The 26,755-nt window shown below is 32.5% G+C and carries 13 protein-coding genes and 2 tRNA genes; 6 read left to right on the forward strand and 9 right to left on the reverse strand.

Annotated features, from left to right (window positions below; translation table 11 throughout):
• A partial coding sequence (locus K9L97_03370; GenBank protein MCF7872051.1) for a hypothetical protein occupies nucleotides 1-1,229 on the reverse strand: 1,229 nt, incomplete at its 3' end.
• 442 nt (nucleotides 1,230-1,671) lie between these two features.
• Here K9L97_03370 and K9L97_03375 point away from each other — a divergent pair.
• Nucleotides 1,672-1,785: transfer RNA gene (locus K9L97_03375), tRNA-Ile, on the forward strand.
• A 413-nt stretch (nucleotides 1,786-2,198) separates the two neighbouring features.
• On the opposite strand, the gene K9L97_03380 is transcribed toward K9L97_03375, so the two are convergent.
• The 3 genes from K9L97_03380 to K9L97_03390 all read right to left on the reverse strand — a co-directional run bounded on the left by K9L97_03380 (nucleotide 2,199) and on the right by K9L97_03390 (nucleotide 3,591).
• Nucleotides 2,199-2,272 (reverse strand) — tRNA-Pro (locus K9L97_03380).
• Nucleotides 2,273-2,319: 47 nt separating this feature from the next.
• The gene (locus K9L97_03385) at nucleotides 2,320-2,925 is read right to left on the reverse strand and encodes an NAD(P)H-dependent oxidoreductase (GenBank protein ID MCF7872052.1); all 606 of its coding nucleotides are present in this window, start codon (nucleotides 2,923-2,925) and stop codon (nucleotides 2,320-2,322) included.
• Between the two features lie 12 nt (nucleotides 2,926-2,937).
• Nucleotides 2,938-3,591, reverse strand: a complete 654-nt coding sequence (locus tag K9L97_03390; protein ID MCF7872053.1) for a signal peptidase I — start codon at nucleotides 3,589-3,591, stop codon at nucleotides 2,938-2,940.
• A gap of 53 nt (nucleotides 3,592-3,644) precedes the next feature.
• Between K9L97_03390 and K9L97_03395 the strand changes: the two genes are divergently transcribed.
• Entirely contained in the window at nucleotides 3,645-4,613 is a 969-nt protein-coding gene (locus K9L97_03395) for a hypothetical protein (protein ID MCF7872054.1), read from the forward strand.
• Here the strand turns inward: K9L97_03395 and K9L97_03400 are convergent.
• Together K9L97_03400 and K9L97_03405 are read right to left on the reverse strand one after the other, a co-directional pair.
• Entirely contained in the window at nucleotides 4,585-5,214 is a 630-nt protein-coding gene (locus K9L97_03400) for a hypothetical protein (protein MCF7872055.1), read from the reverse strand. The two genes, K9L97_03395 and K9L97_03400, sit on opposite strands and share 29 nt — an antisense overlap.
• A gap of 167 nt (nucleotides 5,215-5,381) precedes the next feature.
• Nucleotides 5,382-7,028, reverse strand: coding sequence for a hypothetical protein (locus tag K9L97_03405; GenBank protein ID MCF7872056.1), 1,647 nt, complete (start codon nucleotides 7,026-7,028; stop codon nucleotides 5,382-5,384).
• Between the two features lie 155 nt (nucleotides 7,029-7,183).
• On the opposite strand from K9L97_03405, the gene K9L97_03410 reads away from it, so the two are divergent.
• Together K9L97_03410 and K9L97_03415 are read left to right on the forward strand one after the other, a co-directional pair.
• A complete protein-coding gene (locus tag K9L97_03410; GenBank protein MCF7872057.1) occupies nucleotides 7,184-8,332 on the forward strand; it encodes a radical SAM protein in 1,149 nt (382 codons plus the stop codon).
• Nucleotides 8,329-8,919: a hypothetical protein gene (locus K9L97_03415; GenBank protein MCF7872058.1), complete on the forward strand. Its 591-nt coding sequence runs from the start codon at nucleotides 8,329-8,331 to the stop codon at nucleotides 8,917-8,919. The genes K9L97_03410 and K9L97_03415 overlap by 4 nt, the downstream gene beginning before the upstream one ends.
• Here the strand turns inward: K9L97_03415 and K9L97_03420 are convergent, their stop codons facing one another.
• From K9L97_03420 to K9L97_03430, 3 genes are all read right to left on the reverse strand, one after another.
• Nucleotides 8,920-9,408 carry a PH domain-containing protein gene (locus K9L97_03420; protein MCF7872059.1) on the reverse strand — a complete coding sequence of 163 codons (489 nt, stop codon included), beginning with the start codon at nucleotides 9,406-9,408 and terminating at the stop codon, nucleotides 8,920-8,922.
• Between the two features lie 61 nt (nucleotides 9,409-9,469).
• Nucleotides 9,470-10,984 carry a PGF-pre-PGF domain-containing protein gene (locus K9L97_03425; GenBank protein MCF7872060.1) on the reverse strand — a complete coding sequence of 505 codons (1,515 nt, stop codon included), beginning with the start codon at nucleotides 10,982-10,984 and terminating at the stop codon, nucleotides 9,470-9,472.
• Nucleotides 10,985-10,995: 11 nt separating this feature from the next.
• Nucleotides 10,996-22,194, reverse strand: coding sequence for a DUF11 domain-containing protein (locus tag K9L97_03430; GenBank protein MCF7872061.1), 11,199 nt, complete (start codon nucleotides 22,192-22,194; stop codon nucleotides 10,996-10,998).
• 433 nt (nucleotides 22,195-22,627) lie between these two features.
• On the opposite strand from K9L97_03430, the gene smc reads away from it, so the two are divergent.
• Nucleotides 22,628-26,113, forward strand: a complete 3,486-nt coding sequence (gene smc / locus K9L97_03435) for a chromosome segregation protein SMC (GenBank protein MCF7872062.1) — start codon at nucleotides 22,628-22,630, stop codon at nucleotides 26,111-26,113.
• Between the two features lie 98 nt (nucleotides 26,114-26,211).
• On the forward strand, nucleotides 26,212-26,736 hold the full coding sequence (locus K9L97_03440; protein ID MCF7872063.1) for a disulfide bond formation protein B: 525 nt from the start codon (nucleotides 26,212-26,214) through the stop codon (nucleotides 26,734-26,736).
• Nucleotides 26,737-26,755: the final 19 nt, after the last annotated feature.

Here is a 26,755-nt window from a genome sequence, read left to right on the forward strand (position 1 = left end):
CCTTTTTCTTGGAGTTTTTGTAGTATTTTTTGTGGTATTTTTTCAGTGTTTGGTGTTGTTGGTGTTGTTGGAGTTATTGGTTGGGTTTTGTTGTCTGGTTTTTGCGTTTTATTATCTTTCTTTTCGGAAGCTTCAATTATCGTCACATTGAATTCGTTGCTTGTGAGTGTTGTTTGTTGGCTATTTGCATATATTTTTGTTGGCCATATTCCAGTTTTTAGTGGAGTTATTACTAGTATTTCGGGATTTGGATTGTTGAGTTCCAAGCTTTCAAATGTATAATTATATCCTGGACTGCTTTGAAGGTCGTAGAAAATATTTTGTCCTTGAAAGTATTCTGATAGGTTTAGTGTTATTTGCTGATTTGTTATTATTTCTTGGTTTTCTATGTTTTTTATTTGCTGTATTGTTTGGTTGGTTGTTGTTGTGAGGTGTATTGTTTCTAATTGCAATGTTCCTTGAGTAATCATTATTTGTATATTTTGTAAGTTTAATGATTGTAGACTGCAGGTTTCTTGACATTCTTGTTCGAAAGTATATGTTGTTTGTGTTTCATTGTTTATTTGGAGCGTAGTATTGGTTTTATTTATTGTTTCGTTAGTAGTCACGTTTGTTGTTGTGTTTGTTGTTGCATTAGTTAGATTTGGTGTGTTGTTTAATTGATTGTTTGTTGTTTCATTCTTTGTAGTATTTGTTTCATTTGTCGACGTATTTGTCCCTGTGTTTGTTTGATTTACCGTTTCGTTTATTGTAGTATTTGATGTTGTTGTATTTATCGTAGAATTTTCTGGGTTTTCGGGATTTACTATTGGTGTATTGGGCAAGGGTATATTAATTTCTGTTTGTTTATTTTTGTTATTTTCATTTTCTTTTGTTACAAATCCTGTTATTAAGTTTGTGGACGTTTGGTTTTGTGTTTGAGTTTTTTCTAGTATTGTAAGATTACCTCTATCTGTAATTGCTAAAATTTTTATTGGTTCATTTCCTGTGTAAGCTCCTGTTATTTTTATGCTTGTTACTTGCTGTTTTGTTATGTTAATGGTTGAGTTTTGGGAGAAGTTTTGGTTTATTTGTATTTGTTGACTTTGTTCTATGGGAAGAATCGTTAGTCCTGTTGAGAAATTGCTTTGGAATGAGTCGTTGGTTAGCACTAGTGCAACTAGAAATATTACTAAAATTATACTTATTGCTACTGTATATTGTATGCTATCAACACTGTGTTTTTTCATGAAACACCAATAGCCATCAGACTACAAACAGCGCTATATTATCCTCTATTCTTAACACTATTTAGTTTTGTCCTATGACTCCTTCTCCCAACATATAAAATCATTGTTTTTCTTTATAAATTTTTTGTTTTTTTCGTCGAGAAGCAGAACTGCAATTATGGGTGATGAAAAGCAAGCATTAAGGACGAAATATTTGAGTAAATATCATTTTGATACGAATAAATGCGTACAAAACAAAAAAAAGAACAAAACAAAACAGGAAACAAACAATAAATGAATAATAAATGAATAATAAAGCATATTTTTAAAAATATATGTTAGTTCACCATAGTTCGTATTAGTAAAAAAGTTTTTAAAGCACTTTTAAGTTCGATATGAATATGGCATTTATGATTTTTTGTTATGCAAGCATCAAAGTGTAACAAAATGGAAACAAATATGCGGGCCCGTGGCTTAGCCTGGTAGAGCGCACGACTGATACATTTGTGGAACGGAAATGGTCCGAACGCAAGTGAAAGACATCGTGAGGTCCGGAGTTCAAATCTCCGCGGGCCCATTTTAATTCATTCTTTTCTGTTTTGATGTTTTATTTTTGGGAATTTTTTGGATAATTCGTTGAATTAATGTGCGGCACTCCATGTTTTTTATTAGAAATGTCTTTATGTCTATGAAAAAAAATAGTTTTGCTAAAAAAATACAGAAATACATACAAAAACATATTAAAACATCTAACTACAAAAACAAAAACAAATACAAAACAAACATTAAAACACTTACTAAAATATCCTCTAAAAAAACAAAAAAAACAAATTAGTTATGGGGATACCAGTATCATCACTAACGCTCTGGACAGCCACCCCCATAAAAAAAAAACAAAAAAAACAAATTAGTTATGGGGATACCAGTATCATCACTAACGCTCTGGACAGCCACCCCCATAAAAAAAAAACAAAAAAAACAAATTAGTTATGGGGATACCAGGATTTGAACCCGGGTCTGACGGCCCCCAGCCGCCAATGATAGCCAAACTACACTATATCCCCTATCAACAATTGATATTGAAAGAAAAAAACACTCATTTAAAAATATTTTACTTTAACAACCAATTAAAGCCATTGTTTACAAGTTTAGAAACTCTAGTTTGTGTATTCTCGTCGATTTTTTTTGCATTATCTAGAATAAAACCTTTACTTTTAATACCGCAAAATCCAAGAATGTCTTTACAAACAACTTTTCTGCCTCTTCCTCCTAAGTATCCTTCAAAAGCAATTTTAGGAGAACCAGTAGTATAAAAAACAGCTGCTTTTTTCCCTATTAATAGTTTTATAGGAATGAATAAGTTTCTAGTTATTTCTTTGTAAGTAAAAGCGAATCTTCCTGTTAGAACTTTATCAAAAAAACCTTTCAAAATAGCAGGGGGCCCATTCCACCAAATGGGAAAAATAAAAATTAATTTTTCGTGTTCTTTAATTAAATTTTGATAATTGAAAACTTGTTTGGAAAGTTCTCTTTTTCCTTGTGTGTACAACTCAGTATCCTCGAGCACAGGGTTAAACTTGTCTTTATATAAATCAACGACGGAATAGTTCAAATTTTTTTCTTTAAGAAGTTTTTTTACATTATTAAAAATCAAGACGTTATGACCTTCTTTGCTGGGATGCGCAAAAACAATCAAAACTTCAGATTTTTTATTCATGAAATTAACACCTTAAGCTATTCTAACTCCAAACAAACCAAGTAAATCGCTAAATCCAAGTTTAATCCAACCTAAATAAGGAATTCTAAAAATTGCTTTACCGGCAACTGTTGATTCTAAAATTCTAGTCTCATCAAAATTGCTACTAGGAGGTTTTAGAGAACCAGGATTATTATCTCCTTTAGTACTATAAAAATACATACTGCTCTGTTCAAATTTATCATAGACTCTGTGAATAATAGGAGTCCCTCCCGTTCTATACATAACTATAACATCTCCAATATCTGTATTGTTGATGTTGGAACCTACTAAAACCATCAGATCTCCTTTGTTAAAACCATTTTTGAAAGGAAAATTCTTGAATTGTTGTTCTGAAATATTATGTTCCATATACCATTCTAATTGAGTACATTTGCCTGTAGAACAATAAGCTTGGTCCTCAACAAACCACATATTTCCTTGAGGGTGTTCCATGCTAGTGCTAATAACTGCCACAATAGGCAAATTAGTGCCAAAAAGTAAGCCTAAGCCAGGATAAACTAAGAATTTTATAATTAGAAACGCAATAACAACGTCAATAATCCAGCCCCAAGGACCATCATTATTGAATAAAAAATCCCAGATTTTTCTAAAATTGGACTTTTTTTTGTTTTTCTTAAGCTTCATAAGTCCAAGAAACATAGAACACATTTAAATAATCTTTTAATTTTACATCTATAATGAAAAAATTTTGTCCAAAATGTGGAAAAATAATAACTGAAGGAAAGTTCTGCGAAAATTGCAGAGTAATTAAACTAGAAATAAAACCTATCAACATAAAATTATGTCCAAGCAAGAGATATTTTTATAGAAATAAATGGACAAAATTTGAAGATTTAAAAAAACTGACAAAAAAATTAGTAGAAGAATCAACAAAACAAAAGATAAAAATAATTAAGGGACTTGAACAATACGAAGAAATTCTTTTACAACAAGGAATGCAAAAAGATTTGCCTGTGCAAATAGAATATAAAAAAGAAAAATTTGAAATACCTATAAACACAGAAATAACTTTAAGCCCTCAAGTAGCAAAAGTAGATTCAGAATATTATGAAGGAATATTACAAATAAGAAACAGCACTCCTGAAGTTAAAGCATACATACAAAAATATATTTCAAAAGATCCTGAGAGGTACATGATAAATAAAATACAGGAAAAAGAAAATTATTTAGATATTTATTTTCAGAAAAAGAAAGTGATAGAACATATAGCTTTAAAGATACAAAGAAATTATGGAGGAATAATGCATACAAATGCTCAATTATTCAGCTACAATAAGCAAAAGAGCAAAGACATATACAGAATAAACACATTATTAACTTTACCTAAGTTTGCAAAAAAAGATGTGATAATACACGACAATAAACCATTACAAATAACGGGGACAAAAAACATAATTACTGCAACCAATTTAAAGACAGGAAAAAAATATACATTTAAACCAACACAACAGGAATTAGATGAAATAAATCCTGTTAAAAAATATAAGACGCGAGTAACAAAAATTTATCCCCAATTAGAAATAATGGATCCTCAAACGTATCAAAGTATTCCTATTAAGTATAATTTGGATGCTACAATAGAGTTTAAGCCGGGGCAAAAAATTACTGTAATAAGATTCAAAAATCTGTATTATCTGATAGAATAGAAAACTTATGAGGTTTTTTGTAAAAAGAATCATCTTTAGAAATTTCTTTAATCACACCATAATCATTAACAATAAGCCATAAACTGTACATGAAATAATTTGAGATAGGATTGTCAATTTCTTTGGCAGAATCACGATTAAATAAATTGCCGTAATTATTTTCTATATTCAGAAAAAGTTCTGAATTCAATTCTTCTAAACTATTGTTGCTAGTGGATTCTAATTTTAGCATGCCAGTGACATAATCATATTGTAAGCCGCTCAAGATACCTTGAAAAATGAATTCATTATCAAAAAAAGCTATATTTTCAAACGGGAATTGTTTGATTAAAGACCCTATTTTTTTAGAGGAAATCAAATCACTTTTTTCAACAACCTTTAATTCGTCGTATTTCAAAACAATTCGTTTAAATTCTTCACCATTAGCGGTTTCTATAAAGAAATCAATTTTAGCATAATTTTCTGATAGATTGAAAGGATTTTGAGGATTCCTATATATTTCATGGACTAACCCTGAATAATGCTTTTTTTTAGAAGGTAAAAAAAAAGAAACTTCGTCACAAATATCTACACTCTCAAAGTTCAATAAATTATTTATCATTTTAATTTCTTTGAAAAAATGTTTTGAATATAAAACTTCCGTTCAAATATTTAAATATGATTTGTTTTACTAACATATTAGTTCATAAAGTAGCATAGATAATGTGTGTTTATTGTTTCCATAATTTTTATCGTCGCTGCCATCAAATTATCTTCATATTTATTGCATTAAAAATCTTCTAGACTTATTTGGCCTTTTCTTTTTTTTGGTTTGACAATTATTTTATCTTCTGATAAGTTTTGGCCAACTTGTTTTTTTACGTCCAAAGCCAGTTTTTTGCCGATTAAAGAAGCAAGGCTGGAAATATCAATTTTTTTAACGTCGCCAAGATCCTTGACGCTGTTAGCAAATAGTTTTCTAGCACGAACACGACCAACACCTTTTAACTTAAGCAAAGGTAATAATTCTTCGCGTACACCATTCTTTAATCTGATTCTTAACTTTAAAATAAAATTGCTAATTTCTCTAAATCCTCGAATTTTACTAAGTTCATAGCAACTAAACAATAACCAATCCATTCTGTCAAGTTTAGAATTCAATTCACCTGGAGTGACGTTGTATTCGTCAAATAATTTGTCCTCGCCAAATTCATCAATCCAAGAATCTAAAACAATGCTTGTTTTAATGCTGTCAAGAAACTCATCATATTCTTCGTTGTACTCATCAGGTTCTAAACAGTAAAAACTGCCAGATTCTTCAACAAGTTTGGAGTTGACTAAGGGAATATCTTTTTGTCTAGTGCGAATAAGAGGCCTCATTTCTAAAGTCCAACTAGCCATTTGCAAAAAACTAAAAGGTTTGAGAACTTTTGCATCATTAGCTCTTTGCATACAAAGCAATAAATAATTAGCAGTTTGGGGATCTAAGTATAGTTCAGCAATTCTTTCTCCTAGTTTTGTAGCTTTTAATTCAAAATCTTTATTTTCATTATTTAAGATGTCTGAAGCAGACATAAAATCAGTGTTTAAAGATTTGTATTCTGATCTTTGTTCTTTGTTCTTTGTTTTTTTATCATTATTTGAAATAATGAATTCCCATTCTTCTAATTTTAAAACCATTAAGTCAAGAATTGAAAATAATTTGGATAAATCTTTATATTGATGCGCATAAAAAGTTTTAGATAAAAATGTTCTCAGTTCAGACATGCTACCTACGATTTTAGTGGCAACTAAGCTAAGAATGTATGTTCTAAGAACTGGTTCAACAGCTAGCTTAGATAATATTTCTTCAGGAAAACCTTTAACATAAGTCTCCCAAATGTCTTCTTTTTCGCTATTAGTTGATGCAATGCAAACAGCTTCACCTGTTTTGTCAAATTTTGGGCGTCCGGCTCTCCCAGCTTGTTGTTCATATTCCAGAACAGGAATATTACTCATCCCCCAGACACCTCCGTACCTTTTCAAATCTCGAATAATAACACGACCTGCAGGTAAATCTACGCCTGCCGCAAGAGTTGGAGTAGCACAAATTATCTTTATTGTTTTGTTTCTAAAACCTTCTTCGATTAAATCTCTTTGTAAAGAATTAAGACCTGAGTGATGAAACGCAACACCTCTAAGTAAGGTTTTACTAAGGCGTTTACACTGTTTTGTAGGATTGGAAAGTGCATGTAAAACTTTATCAGATAATGTTTCTAAATCTTTAGACTCGTCATTAGTAGAAAACGCCTTGCTATAAAGGCGTTCAGCAACTGCTTCTGCACTTCTTTTAGTGTTTACAAAGACAATTAGCTGTTTATTTTTTTTTAAAGCATCCAGTGCAATATCCACTAAAGAATCTCCGCTTTTTTCACTGACTTGTTCAAAGACTCCCATTTCTTAATGAATGTTCAGATCATTTATAAATATTAAGCCGGTTTGACCAGTGAATCTTTGTTTATTATCTACAGGCAAAGAATTTTTTTGTTAAATTGTTTGTAAAAAGCTTTTTTTAGTTAACTTTTTTAATTGGTCTTTTTTTCTGTTATGTTATGGAAGCTGAAAAGACGAAATTTCATTCATGGAAAGCAGGGAATTTATGTACTGGGTGCAGTATGTGTGTTGAAGGTAAGAAACTTGTTTTATTTGTTACAGGTAAGTGTCCTAATCGTTGTTTTTATTGTCCTGTTAGCGAAGATAAATTTGGTGCAGATGTTGTTTATGCTAATGAGTGGCAAGTTCTTGATCCTAATAATCCTTTGGAGATGCTTGAGGAAGCTAGGCTTACTGAAGCAATGGGTGCTGGCATTACAGGAGGAGATCCTCTGGCGGATTTAAAGAGAACTTGTAAATATATTCGTATTTTAAAAGATGAGTTTGGTAAAAGTTTTCACATTCATCTCTATACTCCTTTGACATTAGTCACTGAAAGTTCTTTAAAAAAATTGTTTGATGCGGGTTTAGATGAAATTCGTTTTCATCCTATGGTTGATGATGATAAACTTTGGAAGCGTTTGGAGTTAGCCAAAGCTTTTGATTGGAGTGTTGGTGTTGAGATTCCTTGTGTTCCTGGAAAGGAAGCTGAAAGTAAGAAATTGATTGATTTTATGGTTGACAAAGTTGATTTTTTGAATTTGAATGAATTAGAGAGGAGTGATACTACTATTAGTCATTATAAATTGGATGAAATGGGTTTTAAGCAGAGAAATGATACTACTTATGGCGTTATTGGAAGTAGGGAGTTGGGTTTCGAATTGATTAAATACGGTCGTTCTAAAGGATTACCTGTTCATTTTTGTACCGGTAAATTGAAAGATAGTGTTCAGGTTGGAAATAGGTTGAAAAGAAGGGCTAAGAATGCTAAGAAAACTTTTGATTTTGTTACTAGTGAAGGTTTATTGATTAGGGGTGTTGCTTATTATTCTGGTTTGGAGCCTGGTTTTGATTTTAAGAAACGTATTTTAGAGGCGAACAGATTTAAAGTTGTTTATGAATTGTCTAATATGAAGAGTGAGCTTTTGAAAAGTTATGATTTGAAAGAAGAAGATATTTTTTTGGATGAATTGCATTTGAGGCTTTGTATGAGTACGGAATTGTGCGAAGATTTATGTGAGGATTTGAAAGCTTTAGGTTTGGTTCCTGCATTAGTCGAGGAGTATCCTACTGTGGATGCTTTTAGTGTTGAGGTTGAGTTTTTATGATTGGTTCAAGTAAGCTTTTGAGGGAAATTAAGGATAAATTGGATGTTTTTGACAGCAGATTAAAGGATGTTGAGAATTTTAATGAAAGCTTAAAAGTAAAGCTAAATTCTGTTGAAGGTTTTGTTTCTGGTTTTGATGTTAAATTAAAAGATGTTCATAATGATGTTGTTGAAAGTTTTGATTCTTTTAAATTGTCTTTGAGTGATGAATTGTCTAGACTTGGTGCTTTAAATGATGAGTTTGAGAAAAGAATTAATAATTTTAAATTTTTAGAAAGTAATCTTCAAAAAAAACTTGGTGAGAAGGCAGAATTTGAGTTAAAGGATCAATTAAAGGATTTGTCTAAAACTGCTAATGAATATAAGAAAATTGAAAAGGATATTGTTGAAAGCAAAGATTCTTTGAGTTATTTGAACAGGATTCTTGGTGATTTAGTTGATATTTCAAAAAGTATTAGAAAAGAAGATTTTGTTTTAAGTAAGCATGCTAAGAATTTGGAGTTGGCTGACAAAGAAAAGCTTAATTTGATAAGAGAAAATGAAAATTTGAAAAGACTTATTGGTAAATTAAGATCTAATAGAACATAATTATTTTTTTATGTAGTTGTGTAATAGTTTTTCTACATTTTCTGGTTCTTTTACGTATTTTAGTGTAAGGTCTGGTGTTGAATCTTCTGCAGTATGTAATATTATGTCTCCTGCCTTGCTTATTCTATCCCAAAGATCTACGTTTGTTGTTATGTTTGTGATTTTTGAGTATAGAGTTGATTTTTTTCTTATTATTATGAATTTGAATATTTTTTCTGCGTAATGGTTGTAAAATTTGTATGTTGTGCATTTTAGCATAATAATTCTTATTGTGGTAGGCACTATTGTTAATATTATCACGGGCGAAATTAAGACTATTATTTCTAGTTCAAATATCATAATATTTAGTCCTGTTAGTTTTAGTAGGAAGATGAATATGTAAAGTATTGTTGTTAGTATTATTGATATAAAGAAGCTTTTTATGAATGTTGGTAGTAAAGCATTTAAGAGACTTGGTTTTATTATGTAAGGTTTTTCTTCTTTTGACATTTAATATGCCTCAAAAAATAATAGTTTTAAATTATTAAAAAAAAAAGTATTTTGGTGTGATTTATTTTTTGTGTTCTTCTTTTTCAGCATGTTCTTTTTCTTGTTTGTGTTTTTTTGTGTTTTTTTCTTTTTTTGTATCTTGTTTTTTATGCACTAAGAACACTATTAATCCTATCACAACTAACAACACAATTATTATTGTTATTGTAGGCAATGGGTTTCTTTGTATTTTGCTAAATAACGTATTTTGGGTTTCTTCTGTTTCATCTGCAAGGTCTGTTTGTTCTTGTGTTTCTTGTTTTGTTATAGATCCTATTACAAAGTAGCTGAATCCTGGTGTTTCTGCTTCGAAATAATAGTTATTCTCGTCTTCATTAAAATATGTTGTCAGTAGTTCATCCCATTGGTTTGTGTATCTGTATAATCTTACGTCTTCTTTTATCATTCCTTTTTCTTGTAACCAAGTTTTTGATACTTTGAATTTTATTTTTGCGGTTTCTAAGTCTTCTTGTTTTATGTTTTCAACGTTTATTTCTAAGTATTGGTATGTTTCTCCTTCAAAATTCGGGGAGTCTTCTGTTTTTTCTGAGTATTTTCTTAAGGTTATTTTTCCGTTTGAAATTTCATTTTTTACTTTTAGCATTATTTCTTCTACGTCTATGTTTTCGTTTTCTATTTGTTTTCTTATTTCTTGTTTAGGCATTAAGTTTTCTAATGTTATTTCTTCTTCATCGATTATTATTTGTTGTTTTTGTTGTTGGGTTGTTTCTTCTTGAGTTGTTTCTTCTTCGTTTTGTTCTTCATCATTTAGTATTGTAGCTCCTGGCCCTCCTGAAGGTCCTCCTGAAGGGGTTGTGCTTGGCGTTGTTGTTTCACCTGTGTCTGAGTCATCATCTCCAGATACTATTGTTGTAACGCTATCTTGTAATGTGTCTCCTAAATATACGTATGTTGTATATGTATCAGCTGCGTCATATCCTGTGGTGCTTGACCAACTGTATGATGCTGATGCTCCTGCTGCTATGCTTGTAGGAAAGCTTCTTGTTGATTCTGTGTTTAGTTTTATTTTTACATTGTTTGCAGTTGTACCGCCTATGTTGGATATTTTTATATCTAATGAATCTCCAGTAGCGTATGCTGATGGCGGGTTTTGGTATTCTACTGTTAGTTGGGCGGGACTTGTGACTGTTACAGCGGTTTCATCTGCTCCTGACCAAGCATTTGTTGCACTGCTACTTATGGTGTATGAGACTTCGTACGTATTTGGTGAGTCTCCTGACACAGTCCATTTTGCGGTGCTTGAGGATTGGTCAGATATTGATGTGCTCATTGTTTGACTGTTTGTTAGCGTTAGTCCTGAGCTAGGGTTGATGTTTGGTGTTATTTGAACATTTGCTGCTGTTCCACCGCTTGCTGTACATCTTATTTCAATGTTTGAAGTTGAAAATTGAGGTATTGATATGCTAGCACTTGTTGTTTGTTGGCAGTTCAGTGTGGCTGCTTGCGCAGTTGTTATTATTAGTAAAAAGGTTATTAGCATTGTTAGTGCGTTTTTTATGTTTTTTTTCTGTGTCATTTTGTTTCACCTCAGCTCCATGTGCAACCTATATCTATGTCAGCAGGCATACATCCTTCTGAGTTATTTATGTATTGGCAGCTTTCTACAGTTATGCAGGTTGATGAATTTGTATTCCATGTGCATGCTCCGTAAGTTGCGTTTTGAACAGTAGTACAATTTCCACTATCTTGTATTGCTGTGCAGTCTAGTGTTCCTGAACAGCTTAGTGGACCTGTTATTATTGGTGTTACGTTCACTGGAAAGCTTATTTCATTTAGGAATATTCCTAATTGGCCTATGTTGTTTGCGATTGTTCCTGATAATACATTTTCTTGTGGTATATCCATAAAAAAGTCAAAAGATAAGTTGTTTATTCCTATTGTTGTCGGTGTTCTTTGTGTATCTAGGAATTCTGCAGTTTGAGGACCTAAGATTGTTATTGGTGCAGGATATAATGTTGTGTCTCCTATTAATGAAGCGTTGACATCAAAAGAGACGTTCATTGAGTAATTGTCTGAGTTATTAAATAGCACACTTATATTTGCTTGGGTTCCATTATCTATTTGAACTAATCCATTAACAGGTTCGTTATTTATGTATATGTCTCCTGATATGTGTGGAACCATTACGTTGAGCGTTTCTTGCGCGGTTATGTTTAGGCCCATTACTTCTATTTCTATATCTGAATAATCGTAGTATTCAGGTAGCATTATGAACAAATCGTATATTCCCGGAGGTAAAGATGTGTTGAACATGCTTTCATTGTTTGTGTATATTGTTGCTATTGTTTGCATATTGCTTGTGTTTATTATTTCTATTGTTGCGTTTTCTATTATTGATCCTGTTACTGTTCCTGATAAGCCCGCTGTTTGTGGTTCTTGGCTTTGGTTTCCAGGTATAATTTCTACTGTTTCTGTTGTAAAGCTGTAAACATTTGATTCATTAGTTAGTAAAGTCACATTATTAGTAGCATTACCTACATCAACAGCTGTAAAGTTCACTTCTGCTATGAATGCTTGACCTGTGTTTAGGTTTAAATCCCAAGTTATCCTGTTTAATGTTTCATTATAATCATCAAACAACGGATATGTTTCATTTTCAAAATCAAGTATTCCTTCAGGTATTCCCCCATACATATCTACGAGTTGGAAGTTTGTAGCGTTTAGAGTTCCTATGTTTGTAACATTAATTATAAAAGTTACAATGCTTCCATTTTCAACTCTGTTTTCAATAGCTGTTTTTGAAAGTGAAAGATTCATTGTTCCTTGTTGCTCTTGGCCTCCTTGGCTTTGAGGAATTACTTCAACTATTTCTTCATCAAAGTCTACAAAGTCACCTTGATTATCTAACAACGTCACATTATTAGTTGCATTACCAAGATTTGTTGCTGTAAAATTTACTTCTATCATTGTTGTTTGCCCAGCAGATATATTTAGATACCATATAATTTTGTCCAAAGATTCGTTGTAGTATGTATATATTGGATTTGCTTCATCTCCGAAATCAAGTATTCCTTCAGGTATTCCCCCATACATATCTATGAGCTCGACATTGGTTGCATTGATAATGTCTTGATTTGTTATATTTATGACAAATGTTATTACGCTGCCGTTTTCAACTGTTTGTTGTAGTGCTGTTTTTGTTACAGTCATGTTTATTGTGTTTTGTTCTTCGCTTCCACAGTCTGTTAATGCGTTTGAAATCATTGTCGATATTATTGTTGAGTTCATTCCATCGTCGAATTCTGTTGCAAATACTCCAGTTATGTTTGTGCATGTATCTATTTGTACTTGAGAGTTTGGTATTCTAAAAGTTATTGTGTTTGTATTGCAGTCTTTGTAGTAATCCATAGCGTTTGTTAGTGTGTTGTTTGTGACAAATTCTGATCCGTTCCAGTATGCTGCTTCAGGGTTTTGTGTTCCGTTGTAGTTCATTTCAACATTTAATTTGTAATCTTCTGTTCCATTGCATTCTTCTGGTATATTGCAACCTCCTGGTGCTTGGTTGTCAAAGGTTATTTGCCATCTTTCAAAACTGCCCATGTTTAAGTTTTCTCCTCCACACATAGAGATTGTGGAGAGGTTCTGCAGAGTCATTTGGAATTCTGTTGTTGTATCATTTTTGTTTATTACTGCGTTTGTTATGTTTAGTTCTTGTCTTTCTGATTGTGGTAAAGGTTCTTGTTCGCAGGTAATACCAATTGAATCTAGTAGGCTGTCTTGGATGTTGTAGAATTCCGTGGAGTCATCACCATACCATGTTTCGTATCGTAGTTGTATTACTCCGCATGTTATTCCTATGTCTTCTTTTAGTATGTTTATGAAGATTTGGTTTGTTTGGCAAGATATTTCTGTAGAGAATGTTTTTGATTCATTTACAGTCATTGAAGATCCGTTCCAGTATTCTAGTTCGTTTTCTTTGTATCCTGAGCTATTCACGCTTATTATTGCTGCGTAGTCTTCTTCAAGCCAACAACCCTCGTCGTCGCATCCACCGTTAGTGCTGTTTATTCCCACTACCCATTCTTCGAATTCTTCTTCTGTTATTGAAGTTCCATTGCAGTAAGGCGAATTAGATAAGTTTTCTATTTGGAATTCAAATAGCATGTGTGTGTCATTTGCTACTGTATTCGCATTATTTATTATTAGTTCTTCTAGTTCCTGGGTTTCATTTGTTTGGTTTGTGTCATTTAAGTCTCCGGGGGTTTCCCATACGCATTGGCTAAAATTCCATCCTCTGCAATCATCTATACATCCTAGTGTTCCTGATGTGTATCCGAAATTTGAACAGGTCATTCCGTTAACGTTTTGTCCGTCGCAATTCTCTGATCCTGTTACATTTCCATCCCCGCATATGTCTGTAACTCCACTACAATCTATGGAACAAGTTGATATTTCTTCTATCGCGCATCTTCCGTCTCCGCAGTAATTTTGTATTATTCCTCCGCTTAGTGAAGAGTTTACTTCGTATTCTTTTTCTAATAGCGCGGATATTGTTGCGTTTTGAATTTGGGAATTTTGCAGTATTATTGAAATTTCATTTGTCACATCTTTTTTGAGTTGTATTAGCACTTTGTAAGGTTCAGTTCTAGTTATGTTTTCTGGCGTTACTTCTGTTGTTTCTATTGTTGTTTCATTTAGAGTTACATTTGTAGTTATTAGTTCTTCAGATGCGGCTATTACGCTTAAATCTGAATTATCTAAGTCTACGAAGTTGTTTCCTGTGTTGTTCATTGTTGTTGTTACTAGTATTTTTTTTGTTGTCAAGTTTGTTGATGGAGTTATTTGTATTATTGTTTCGTTTAGTTCCGCATCCATATTTATGTCGTATATGTAAACTGTTAGGTTTGAGACGTCTTGTGTTATGTTTAGTAAGTTATCGGATTTTACGAAGTATTTTGTTCCATCACTCATTTTTTTCTCTAAGATTAGTTGTTTGAATCCTTTTGCTACATTCACAGAATATTGTCCTTGTGCATTTGTAAAGACTTCTGCTTTTCCTATTTTTATTTTTGCGTTGTAGACTGGAGAGTTATTTTCTAGGTAATGTACTGTTCCGTTTACTGTTTGTGTTTCTACTTTTACTGTTATTGGCGTTATGAGTATTTTTTGAAATGCTCCTTCTGAGTCCATTGACGCTGATATGTCCATTATAGGCATTCCTAAATAATATTCTCCTGGTTCTGACGGACTTAATATTTTGAAATCTGCGTAGCTTTTGTTATTCTCAGAATCATTCTTTAGGAATACGCCTCCTTCTACGAACCATTCTTTTTCTTTTTCTGTGTTGTCTTTTAGGAAGAACATTCCCATCATCGCTTTTAGTCTGTTATCATTTGTTGATTCTATATGTATGTCTATTAGTTCATTGACGCCTACTGTTTCGCTTGCAGTTATTGTTGAAACGTTATCATCCATTATTACAAATTGTAAATTATCTGTAGAGTATGATGTTCCATCTGCACCTATTACTCTTAAGAGCACGTTTACAGGTCCTGTTGTTATATTTGTTATGTTTTCTGTTTCTTCATCTATTCCTTGCGAGGGTATTGTAAATGAGTATTCTACGTTTCCTTGTGTTAAAGGTAGATTTAGAGATTCATTTTCATATACTATTATTTCGCTGAATCCTGTTAAGTCTTCAAGCAATGCTTCTATAGTGGTTAAGGTTCCGTTGATTGGTTCTCCGTAGTCATTTGTAACTGTTATGTTTAATGTTACTGTGTCTCCTATGGTGTAAGTTAAGTCTGAATTAACCTCTATGTTTCCTGAGCTTACGATGAAGTCTTGGAAATATCCTATGTCCTCTCTTTGATCATTGAATTCCATAAATTCCATTAGAGGAAATATGTCTACGAAGTATTCTCCGTCCGGCAGAGGACATAATTCTAATACTAGTTTTCCCAAACTATTTGTCTCTAGTTGCAAGTTGCTATTAGGAGCCCATCCTCCTCCAGATTCCCAACTTTGTGCAGCTTCTAAAGAAGTGCAATCTACTCCGCTTAAAGGCAGTATTGATCCTTCATAGTCTAAATCGTGGAATAGAGTCAAGTCTAGTTTTTGACTTATTGGATTTCCGTTTCTATCAGTTGTTGTTATATCTATTTTTAGATTTTCTCCTGGAGCAAATTTTGTTTTCATATCTACTTGTAGGGATTTTGTTCCAACATCTATAAAGTAAGCTATGTCTTGTCTTTTTCTTTCATTGTTTATTGTGCATGATGCTGTTCCTTCAACAAGATATTGACCTGGCAAGGAAGGTGTTATGTATGAAAATTCGTAAGTTCCATTTCCTGTTACATTTCCTGTTACATTCATCGTTTTTACTAGTTGGTAATTTTTCTCATCGTACATTCCTGTGAATCTTATAGTGCAGTTTGTTAGCGGATCTCCTTGTAAATCTGCTGCTAGCACCCACACATTTTGTGTGCTTTTTGGTTGCAAATTAACTGTATTTTTTGATATTGATACGTGGAATTGTTCTACTTGTACGAATTGTGTTTTTTGGTATTCTTCACTATCATCATCTATGTATTCAAATACTAAATCGTATTTTTTTCCTTGAGTTAAGTTTAGTATTGTAGGGTTTAATGTGAATACTGCCATGCCTGGCATTTCATATGGTCCCATCATTTCTCCTTCTCCCGGGCCTCCGCCCATCATGTCTTGTTCTCCTGAATACATGCAAGAGTCCATGTTCCATGAACAACCAGTATTGACACATTCTTGTTCTGAATCTATTATTCCGCACACGACAGATAGATCTTGACAGAAGTATGTTTCTGAAGGATCATCATATAACCAACCGCAATAATCTTTTGTGTCGCACTCTTCTTCGGTTTCTAAATCATAGCAAATAACGTTGTCTTCATTACTTTGATCTCCGCCAGATATCATAAAGTCAGGGAAGTCGTTTGTTGTTTGGTTTATTCCAAGATGAGATACATCTATTAATTGGAATGTTTGTAGGTCTTTTATACCGACTAATGTTATTGTTTTGTTAGCTAATGGTCCAAACCAAGAACCTGAGTTACAATCTGGGCAAAATGGATCTTCGTCTGATTCTCCAAATAATTCAGCAACCACTGTAAAATTTATTTCAGGTATTATGTTTTCACCATTAGGCATGAATGTTGTCATTTCTGTTCCGCTTCCTATTATGAAGTCTTCGTATATGAATTCTGAGAATCCTTCACTTCTTATTATTTCTATTTCCATGGTGTACCAACCAGGGAATTGAGGTGTTGTAAAGTTTAATTCCAAAGCGCTTCCTGTGTTTATTAGAGGTTCATTATAGGATTTCCCGTTTGGACCCCATATGTTTCTTAAGGTTGCATTTGTTGCGCCTGTTAATTGTAAAGTATAACTTTGTCCTCCAAAAATTACATCCGGTACAGATCCTGTTCCATCTATGATTTGAGCATTTGGTTTTGTGCCGTTGCTTAGTCTGAACCATGACCAACCATTTGAGACTCCGCTTGATGTTAAATTCATTTTTAGTTTGATTTCAAATTCATACACATTATCTAATAAAAGCGCTGAAGCATTTGGCTGCAATTCTATTAGGGCTTCTCCGTCAGTCACATCAAACGTCGAGGATGTTAATCCGAATGCACTTATTGGAATTTCTTGAGGTTCCCAAGTTCCTGGTTCGTGTTTTAGTATTTTTTCTATTTGTATATTTCCATCTTCTTCTATTGGTTGCCAGTCGTCTATATTTCTTGCTCTTGCATTAAGTTCTATTGTGTCAGTTATACCATATTCCCATTCTGTTGTGTATGCGTCTACTGCGTATGTTCTTACTTGGAAATCAAACCATATTGTTTGTCCTCCCACAAGCAGTCGTCCTGTGTATCCTCCTGTTTCTAAGCTTGGTATTTGCGATAAGTCCATTTTGAATTCTACGGAGCCATTAGTTGCTGTTTGATTTTCAGGTGTGAAACTGTATGCGGATGTTGGAACTACTATTTGTGTTGGTTCATCATCCCAATTTTCAGGTCTTGTTTCTAACCTAACAAATTGTGCTTGAACTCCTGAGACTGGTTGACCTGCATCTCTTACTTTTACTATCAAAGTGTAATTTTCCGATGTTGAATAATCCCATTTTGCCTGGTCCCAAAATACTTCTAGATTATCATTTCCTTTTACAAAGAAATCGACAGGTATAATTCTTGGAGTTCCTCCTATTGTTACGTTTAGTTCTGCGTGGTAGTTTCCTGTTTCAAAGTTGTCCGTTGTTATGTTTGCTGTGTTTCCTGAAGTTGTAAATGTGTATCTACTAGAGTCCATGTCACTCCAATAAATATCTTTTAGAACTGCCAAATCTATGTTTTCTGCAGTTACAGGTTGCCAGTTGTCTGTTATATTATATATATCGACTTGTATTTGTGCAGGGTTTCCTGCTTGGTATTCCCATTGTGTAGTCCATGCCCATGCTTCATAGTTGTCCGGGTATATGTCTATGAAGAAGTATTCTTTTGGTTTTTTTGTTGAGCCATCATCTAATTCCAGTATTATATCGTGAGGTCCTGTTGATGTTAGATTCAAGTCGTTTAAGCTGTAACTAAATATTTTGTTTTGATTTGAGGTTTCTGCTGTTGTAAGGTCTGTCTTTATAGTTTTTGTTCCTGTAAATAAGTTTTTGAAAGTTAAAGTTAATGATGCATTCGCTAATGTTGAAGATACGTTAAATGTGAAGTTTCTATTATCGGTTAATACGTATCTGTTGTTTCCATGAGGCCAATTTACATTGAATCCTGATTGTATTATTCTTATGTTTTCTCCGTTAGGAAATGCATCCCATTTTGTGTCGCCGTAGCTGTAAACGAAGTTTCCGTTGTAGTCAAAAGTGTAATTTATGTTTGTTAATCCCGGGCTTATTGTTCTTTTTAGTAATTCATTTCCTGTAAATGGATCTAGTATCCAAAAATTTGTTGTTCTATTTAAGCTTGAAGTTATGTTGAATTGTACCATTTCATTTACGTTAGCTTGTTCTGGTGCGTCTATTTGTACATCTTTGTATCTTATGTCAAAGAAAGCGTTCCAATAATATACTTCTCCGCTTTCATTTATTCTAAAGTTTGCTTCATAAAATCCGTTTTCTAAATTTGTTAGTTGGAATTCTGTTGTTCCGCCAAAAGCCATTAGTTGATCAGGATCCACATCTGTATATTCCCAAGTCTGATAGTTCCAGTATCCTTCAAGCCATATGTCTGGAGTGTTCAGACCATTGATTGTGAAATTTATTGTTGCATTTCGGGTGCTTGAATTTGTTGTTGTTTCGACGAATATTCTTACATTATTATCTATTCTAAAATACATGTTGTTTGTAAATTCTGGATTTTCTAGTATTTCAAAATTTAACAAGTAGTCTCCTGAACTAAGCGCGTATGAAGTTAAATCTAATGAATAAATATCATTTCCTTCTCCGTTAAAAGATATGCCTACAGGGATTTCTTCTCCAGTCCACATATTTTCTATTGTCGTAATATTTATTGTGCCATTAGCATCATTTATGCCATTTACACCATTTGTAAAAACGGTGTAATTTATGTTTATAGTATCGCTAGAGCCAAATGTTGGGTCTAAAGGAGGATTTATTTGCATCCATGGTGCAATTACATCAAACCATAGTGTTTTGGTTACTGTTTTTCCACTTTGAGTTATGCTTACATCCGCAAAATAAGGTCCTGGAGTTAGTTCATTATTTATAGTTAAAAGGTTGTTTGAATAATAATAATCTATTCCACTTACAGTGTTTCCTGTTATGTCTTTAATTGTGGTTGTTACAGTTGCGTCTCCTGTCACGCTTATATTTACATAGATTGTTTCTCCTGTTGAGTATGATTCTTTGTTATCTGTGAAGAAAACTGTTGTATCAAAGGGTTTAATTTCAAATTCTCCAGAGCCAAATCCTATAAAGTTGCCTGAATTTTCTTGTATGCTTAGGATTGGAGCGTACCTTCCTGGATTGTAGTTTGCTGCAGAGACTGTTATTGTTGCTACTCCGTTAGAAGCAGTTGTTGCTTGTTTGTTTGCTGCAACTGGAGCCCATGTATTGAAATTCATCAGTCCTGTTAAATTGACGGTAACATTTGATTTTGGAGTATCATTTTGATGTGTTACTTTAACATTTATTTCAATATTGTCCGTTTGGCTAAATTGTTTGTCTGCATCATTTATTGTTACAATTATTTTATCTTCCACTATTCTAAATCCAAATCCGCCAAATGTTAAATCTGTGCCTTTTGATGCTTGTAGTTCTACAAAATATTCTCCTGGTTCTAAATTACTATTTTGTAAAAGCGTAATCGTAGTGACACCATATTGATCTGTAAGCGCAGCACCTGTATCTGTAATTCTTGAAGTGACATCTGAAAAATCTGATGCTCTAAAAACTCTTGCCACAGTAACATTTGTTTGATTTACTAATGAACCTTGTTTTTCTATTGTTACGTCTGCAATTATATTATCGCCAGGAGCAAATTTTCCGTTGTTCCTTACATTAATGCTTCTGAAATTCAAATTTCTAATTTCAAAGAATCCATTACCTAATCCTGATTCTCCATCATCTGTTTCAACATCTATTCCAAAACCGTAGAAACCTGATTCGGAAGGAAGTTTCAAACTATTTGAGCTTGCAGTGCTTGACAATACCACTGAACCTTTTCCATTTATTACTTCAAAAGTTGCTTCTGGATAAAAATCTCTGTGGAGTCTGGCAGTTCCATTTTTGTTTGTAGATAATTGAATAGAAATGTTTATTGATTCACCTGAGGCGAATACTTCTTTTCTCTGACCATTAGAACCATAAGTTGAAACATCAACGTCAAAAGCACTTATTCCAAACCAGCCTTCTCCATTAAAGCTTTTACCTGCAGTGTCAACTAAAGTATATTCAACTCTGTAAATACCATTATCTAATGAGGGAGGCAGTATCTTGTATACTAATATGCCTACATCTTCATCGCTTAAACTATTATTTTTTATGGCATTAACATTGGCGTATTCTTTTTGATTTTCTTCATTTACAAGCTTATCTATTTTAACAGTAAAACCAGTCAGATCTGCAGGTTCATTATTAACTATGTCAAAAACATTGATATGTCCTAAAAAATTTTCTCCTGCTTGAAAACCGAACTGAAATTCATTATTTAAATTTCTCATATCCATAAAAGATTGATAATTTTGAACAGAAAACCATCTGTCCCTTACAACTGTGTTTCCATCACTTGTTGTTACTGTTAATTTAGCTCTATATTTCTCAGTTGTTTGTGGAACATTAAAAGAAATTTCGCTAGAGCTTTCTGAAGAAATGCTAACATTATAAGTGTTTTGAAGAACGCCATCTCTATTATAAATCTCAAGCACAGCAAATGAAAGATTAGTATTTGATTCAAATTTGACTTTTGCAGATTCTCCTGGATTAAAAATATCTCTGAATCCATCATAATAATCTGTTAATTTCATAAATAACTGAGTGTTAGAAACTTCAAAATATTCATTAGAACTTCCAGATTTTCCAGAACTTACTGCTTTAACCCTTAAAAAATAAGCGCCATCTTCTAAAGAAGCAGGAACCGTATATGCAACTACAGACGTTGTTGTAGGATCTGAATCTGAAGAAGCAACTACGCTACTAACATCATAAAATTTGCCGTTTTGTTCTAATTCGAAAAAATAAGTAACCTCATCATGATCTAAAAGAGTACCGTCTGTTAAATCTTTTACTATCAAATCAAACTCTGCAACTTCACCAGAAACATAAGGTTTTTTATCTACCAAATCAACATCAACATTTAAACCTAAAACTTTAAAGAATCCAAAAACTTTTTGTTCGTTATTGGATCTATCTCTCATTATGAATTCAACATTGTACTCTCCTGCTCTTAATTGTATAGGAGTGCCTGTTTGAGTAACATTAGTATTGCCGTTGTAAATACCGTTTGATTCAGCAAACGAAACTGTTTTAACAGTTCCTGCTGGATCAGTAACTTTTGCGGTAACGGTAGCATTAGTAATTCTTTGTCCATTAGAGTATCCTTCTACTTCAAAATAAGCAATGCCTCCTGGTTTAAAAGTGTCTTTAAGATTACCTACAGAGTCCGTTATTTTGAATTTAAGAGTGAATTTTGCAACTGACACCGTAAAAGATTTTTGGCCATTCACAATTATAGTATAAGTTCCGGCAACTGAAGGAAGCGTCAAAAGCTCAGATACACCGCTAATACCTGCATAAGTATTTACTGTAGAACCATTTTCATAGAAAACTGTATAATTATAAGGATTTGATGTGAGAACTAAACCTTCATATTCGTTCACAGTAAAATTAAGAACTGGATTACTAAAAGGAACAACTAATGAACTTGCAATGATTTGATAAGTGGGCTTGGCTTGAACAACACTAAATGTTAAGAACTGCTCTGCTTGGGAGGTATTAGCAGTAACATTATGAGATCCTATAGATACATTATTTATATAATATTCAAAGTATCCATTAATATCACTTGCTCCAGAATATACTAGGGTTCCATCGTAATAGATACTTATAGGCGTACTATTTAGTGCGCCAAAGTTATCATCTAAAGTATAGCCAAAAACTTTAGCGGATTCTCCTGTTGAATAAACTTGACTGTTCAAATTGAGAACTAGAGTCTCAGCAGAAACTGTTGTTGTAAAAATAATCAAACAAATAATTAATAACCCATAATTTACAAGCTTGTTGTTCATATTAGCAACCCCCTCGCTATCTTGAATAACAATTTTAACACTAAAATCGTTAATAATTATAACTTTGGAAAATTAAATATATATAAATTTGCGTCACCACCAATAATTAGTAAATTCAAGTCCCTGATTTATTTTCTCGACAATTTTTTAAATACAAAAGAATTAAAGAAGAATTGAGAACTAATTAAAGAAAAAAACATAAAAAACCTATATAAAAAAACACCATAAAACATCATTATAAAAAGTTGTTATAAAAGTTTCATTGATTTTAAAACAAAACTAAAAAACAAAACTAAAATAAACACGAAGCAAAAACAAACATTAAAGCTTTATTTAAAAAAAAGCTGTTTTTACACAAACAAAAATAATTTAAGATAAATTTAAATAGTACTAAATTGTCAAAGAAAATACTAAAAGAGGCAGTGAAAAAACAATGACCAAAGTCTTAAAACTCGAACTCAAAGGATTCAAATCATTTGCAAATAAAACAGAAATCCCCTTCGGTGACGATTTCAACTGTGTTCTAGGACCAAACGGATCCGGAAAATCAAACATATTAGACGCAATATGTTTCGTATTAGGAAAAGCAGGATCAAAAGGTCTTCGTGCAGAAAAAACCGCGAATCTGATATACAATGGTGGAAAGAAAAAAACACCTGCAAAAGAAGGAGAAGTCTCAATATACTTTGATAACACAAAAAAGATATTCAACAACACAGATAAAATCATAAAAGTAACACGAATAATAAAACAATCAGGACAATCAGTATACAAAATAAACGGGCAAAACAGAACAAGACAACAAATTCTAGACATGCTAAGCAAATCAAAAATAAACCCTGATGGATACAACATAATACTGCAAGGAGACATAGTAAAACTAGTAGAAATGACAGGAACAGAAAGAAGGCAAATAATAGAAGAAATAGCAGGCATAAGCATATACGAAGAAAAAAAACTCAAAGCAATACGCGAACTAGACAGAGTAGAACAAAAAATGAATGAAGCAGAAATCATACTTGCAGAAAGAAAAACCTACCTAAAAGAACTAAAGAGCGACAGAGACAAAGCAATGAAATTCAAAGATTTAGACGACAAAATAAAAAGAAACAAAGCAACAATGCTTGACAAACAATCAAAAGAAAAAACAGCAACAAAAGAAAAACACGAAAAAGAAATAGAAAATTACAAAAACGAAATAGCAAAATCAGAAGACCAAATACAACTAAGAAGAGAAGAAATAACAAATACAAAAGAACAAGTCAACGAAATAAACAAAGAAGTAGAACAAAAAGGAGAAAAAGAACAAGTAGAAATACACAAAAAAGTAGAACAACTAAAAGTAGACCTAGCACTAAACAACCAAAGAATAAAAAACATAGACCAAGAACTAGAAAAAATAGAAACCAGAAGAAAAGAACAAACAGGAAGCTTCACAGAAATAGAAGGAAAACTCAAAATACTAGAAAACTCAAAAAAAGAATTCAAAGAAAAAATAAAACATAAAGAAACACAAATCAAAACAATACAACAAAAAATTTCTGAATTCAAAAAGAAAAACAAAATGGAGAACGCTTCTGAATTCGACAAACAAATAGAAGAAATAGATCAAAAAATAGAAATCACACAAGAAGAAATAAACAAACTAAGAGATAAACAACAAGAAACAATAAGAGAAAAAGACAAAGTAGAAACAAGACTGCAAACAATAGATGAAAAAATGCAGAAAATGCTTGAAATAGAAAAAGAAAACAAAGGACAACTAGAAAAACTAAAACAATACAAAATAGAATTCAAAAAAGCAGCGCTAGACCTTAACAAATCACTAACAGAAGACTCAAGTCTAGCAAGTCAAATAAGCAACGCACATCAAAAATTACTATCAAGAAAAGAAGAACAAACCAAACTCAAAGCAAGAACTCAAAGCATTAGAGAACACCTAGCAGGAGGACAAGCAATACAAACAGTTCTAAGCATGAAAGACCCCGGCGTATACGGACTGATATCAGAACTGGGAAATGTAAAAGCAGAACACGCGCTAGCCTTAGAAGTAGCAGCCGGAGGAAGAATGAGAAGCATAGTCACCGATTCAGATCAAACAGCGGCAAAATGCATAAACTACCTAAAAAAAACAAGAGGAGGCATAGCAACATTCATACCTTTAAACAAAATAAGAACAACAAATACTGATCAACAACAAAACAATATTAAAACACCAGGAGTAATAGGCCCTGCAATAGACCTTATTTCCTACGACAAAAAGCACGAGAAAGCATTTCAATACGTATTTGGAAACACACTAGTAGTTCAAGACATAACAACTGCAAGAAAAATAGGTGTTGGAACCATAAGAATGGTAACACTAGACGGAGACCTAATAGAAACAAGCGGAGCAATGCAAGGAGGTCACAGACAAAGAGAAAGACAAGTCGGCTTCATGGAAAAAGAAACAAAAGAAAAACTAGACAGATTAGAAAAAGAAATAACAGAACTAGAGAACGTAACAATCAGCTTGCAACAAAAAAGAACAGACAACGAAGAACTAATAACAAGATTAAGAGAACTAAAAGCAAATCTAGAAGGAGATATAATAAAACTAGAAAAAATTCTAAGACTAGACTCAGAAGACACCACTGCAGACAAATCAATGAAAAAAGACATAAGTAAAGAACTGCAAGAAAAAGAAAAAACAATAGACCAATTGACAAATGAAATAATGAAAAAAAATTCTGAACTAGCCCAATTAAAAATAAAAAAACAAACATTTAGAGAACAAATCAACCAATTAAGAAATCCAAGGTTACTCGCAGAACTAACAAGCTACGAACAACAACAAAACGAACTAAACCAAAACATCCAACAACTAAACATGGAAATAAGAAACACAGACGCCCAAAGAGATACAATACTAGGGCCTGAAAGAGAAAACCTACAAAAAATATTAAAACAACTAGACAAAGAAGAAAAAGACTTTAAAGATGAACAAAAAAATCTAAAAGACTTAGTAAAAACACAAACCAAAGAACTACAAGAAAAAGAAGAATCAGAAAAAAAATTCTATGCGCAATTCAAAGACCTATTCAACAAAAGAAATAAACTAACAGACCAAATAAACAAACTAGAAAACCAAATATTAAAAGAAAATGACGACAACAGACAAAAAGAACAAAAAATGAACCTAATTGCTATGGAAAATGCAAAAGTAAAAGCAGAATTAGCAGGACTAGAAGAGGAATACAAACAGTATGAAGGAATACCACTATACAAAAATAAACCCATAGAAGAAATAAAAAAAGAAATAAAAGACTTTGAAAAAATGAGAGAAAGCATAGGCGCAGTAAATATGAAAGCCCTTGAAATATATGAAAACGTAGAAAAAGAATACTTTAAATTAACAGAAAAAAAAGAAAAACTTAATAGCGAAAAAAATGACGTACTAATAATGATAAACGAAGTAGACTCAAAGAAAAAAGAATTATTCATGAAAACATATGAAGTCGTAAACCACAATTTTAAAGAAATATTTAGAACGCTAAGCACAAAAGGAACAGCAACATTAGACTTAGAAGATAAAAAGGACCCATTCAACGGAGGACTGATGATAAAAGTAAAACTCTCCGGAAAAAAATACATGGACATACGTTCATTAAGCGGAGGCGAAAAAACAATGACTGCCTTAGCATTTATTTTTGCCGTCCAAGAACACGAACCAGCAGCATTTTACGTCTTAGACGAAGTAGACGCAGCACTTGACAAAAAAAATAGTGAAAGACTCGCAAAACTAGTTAAACAATACAGCAGAAGAGCCCAGTACATAATGATTTCTCATAATGATGGAGTGATAGGAGAAGCAACACAACTATACGGCATAAGCATGAACGAACACGGACAAAGCAAAGTCACAAGTTTGAAAGTATAATCTAAAAGTATACCCTCTTTTTACAAAAACTCTCAAAAAAAGTTCATATCAATACATTCTTCAAAAACTTTATAATTAAAACCTTAATTTGAATTTCTATGGTCATAGAAACCGGAAATATAATATTATCAACACTCACACTAGTAGGCAATATTTTTATAATTCTATTTTTAGTACATGCCCTTTACATAAAACTATTTAGCAAAGAAAACAAAATAAGTAAGTTCTTCACCAAAAACGCTTTAAAATTCTCATTAATAACGGCACTAATGGCGATGTTAGGAAGCCTATTTTATTCAGAAATCGCCAATTATACGCCTTGCGAACTATGCTGGTATCAAAGAATACTTATGTACCCATTAGTTTTGATATTAGGAATTGCTCTATACAAAAAAGATTACAAGATAAAAAATTACGTCATCCCTATTAGCATAATAGGTAGTTTAATAGCACTATATCACTACAGCATACAAAGACTCTCAATAATAACAAGTTGTTCAGCAGACGCTGTGAGCTGCACTTCAAAGTATGCTTTTCATTATGGGTATATCACAATACCTTTAATGGCATTTACAGCGTTCATGATGATAATAATATTCATGCACCACTGCAAGAATAAATAGAATCAGAGAAAAAAATTAA

Source organism: Candidatus Woesearchaeota archaeon, from assembly GCA_021735165.1.
Classification (GTDB): Archaea; Nanobdellota; Nanobdellia; order Woesearchaeales; family 21-14-0-10-32-9; genus JAIPET01.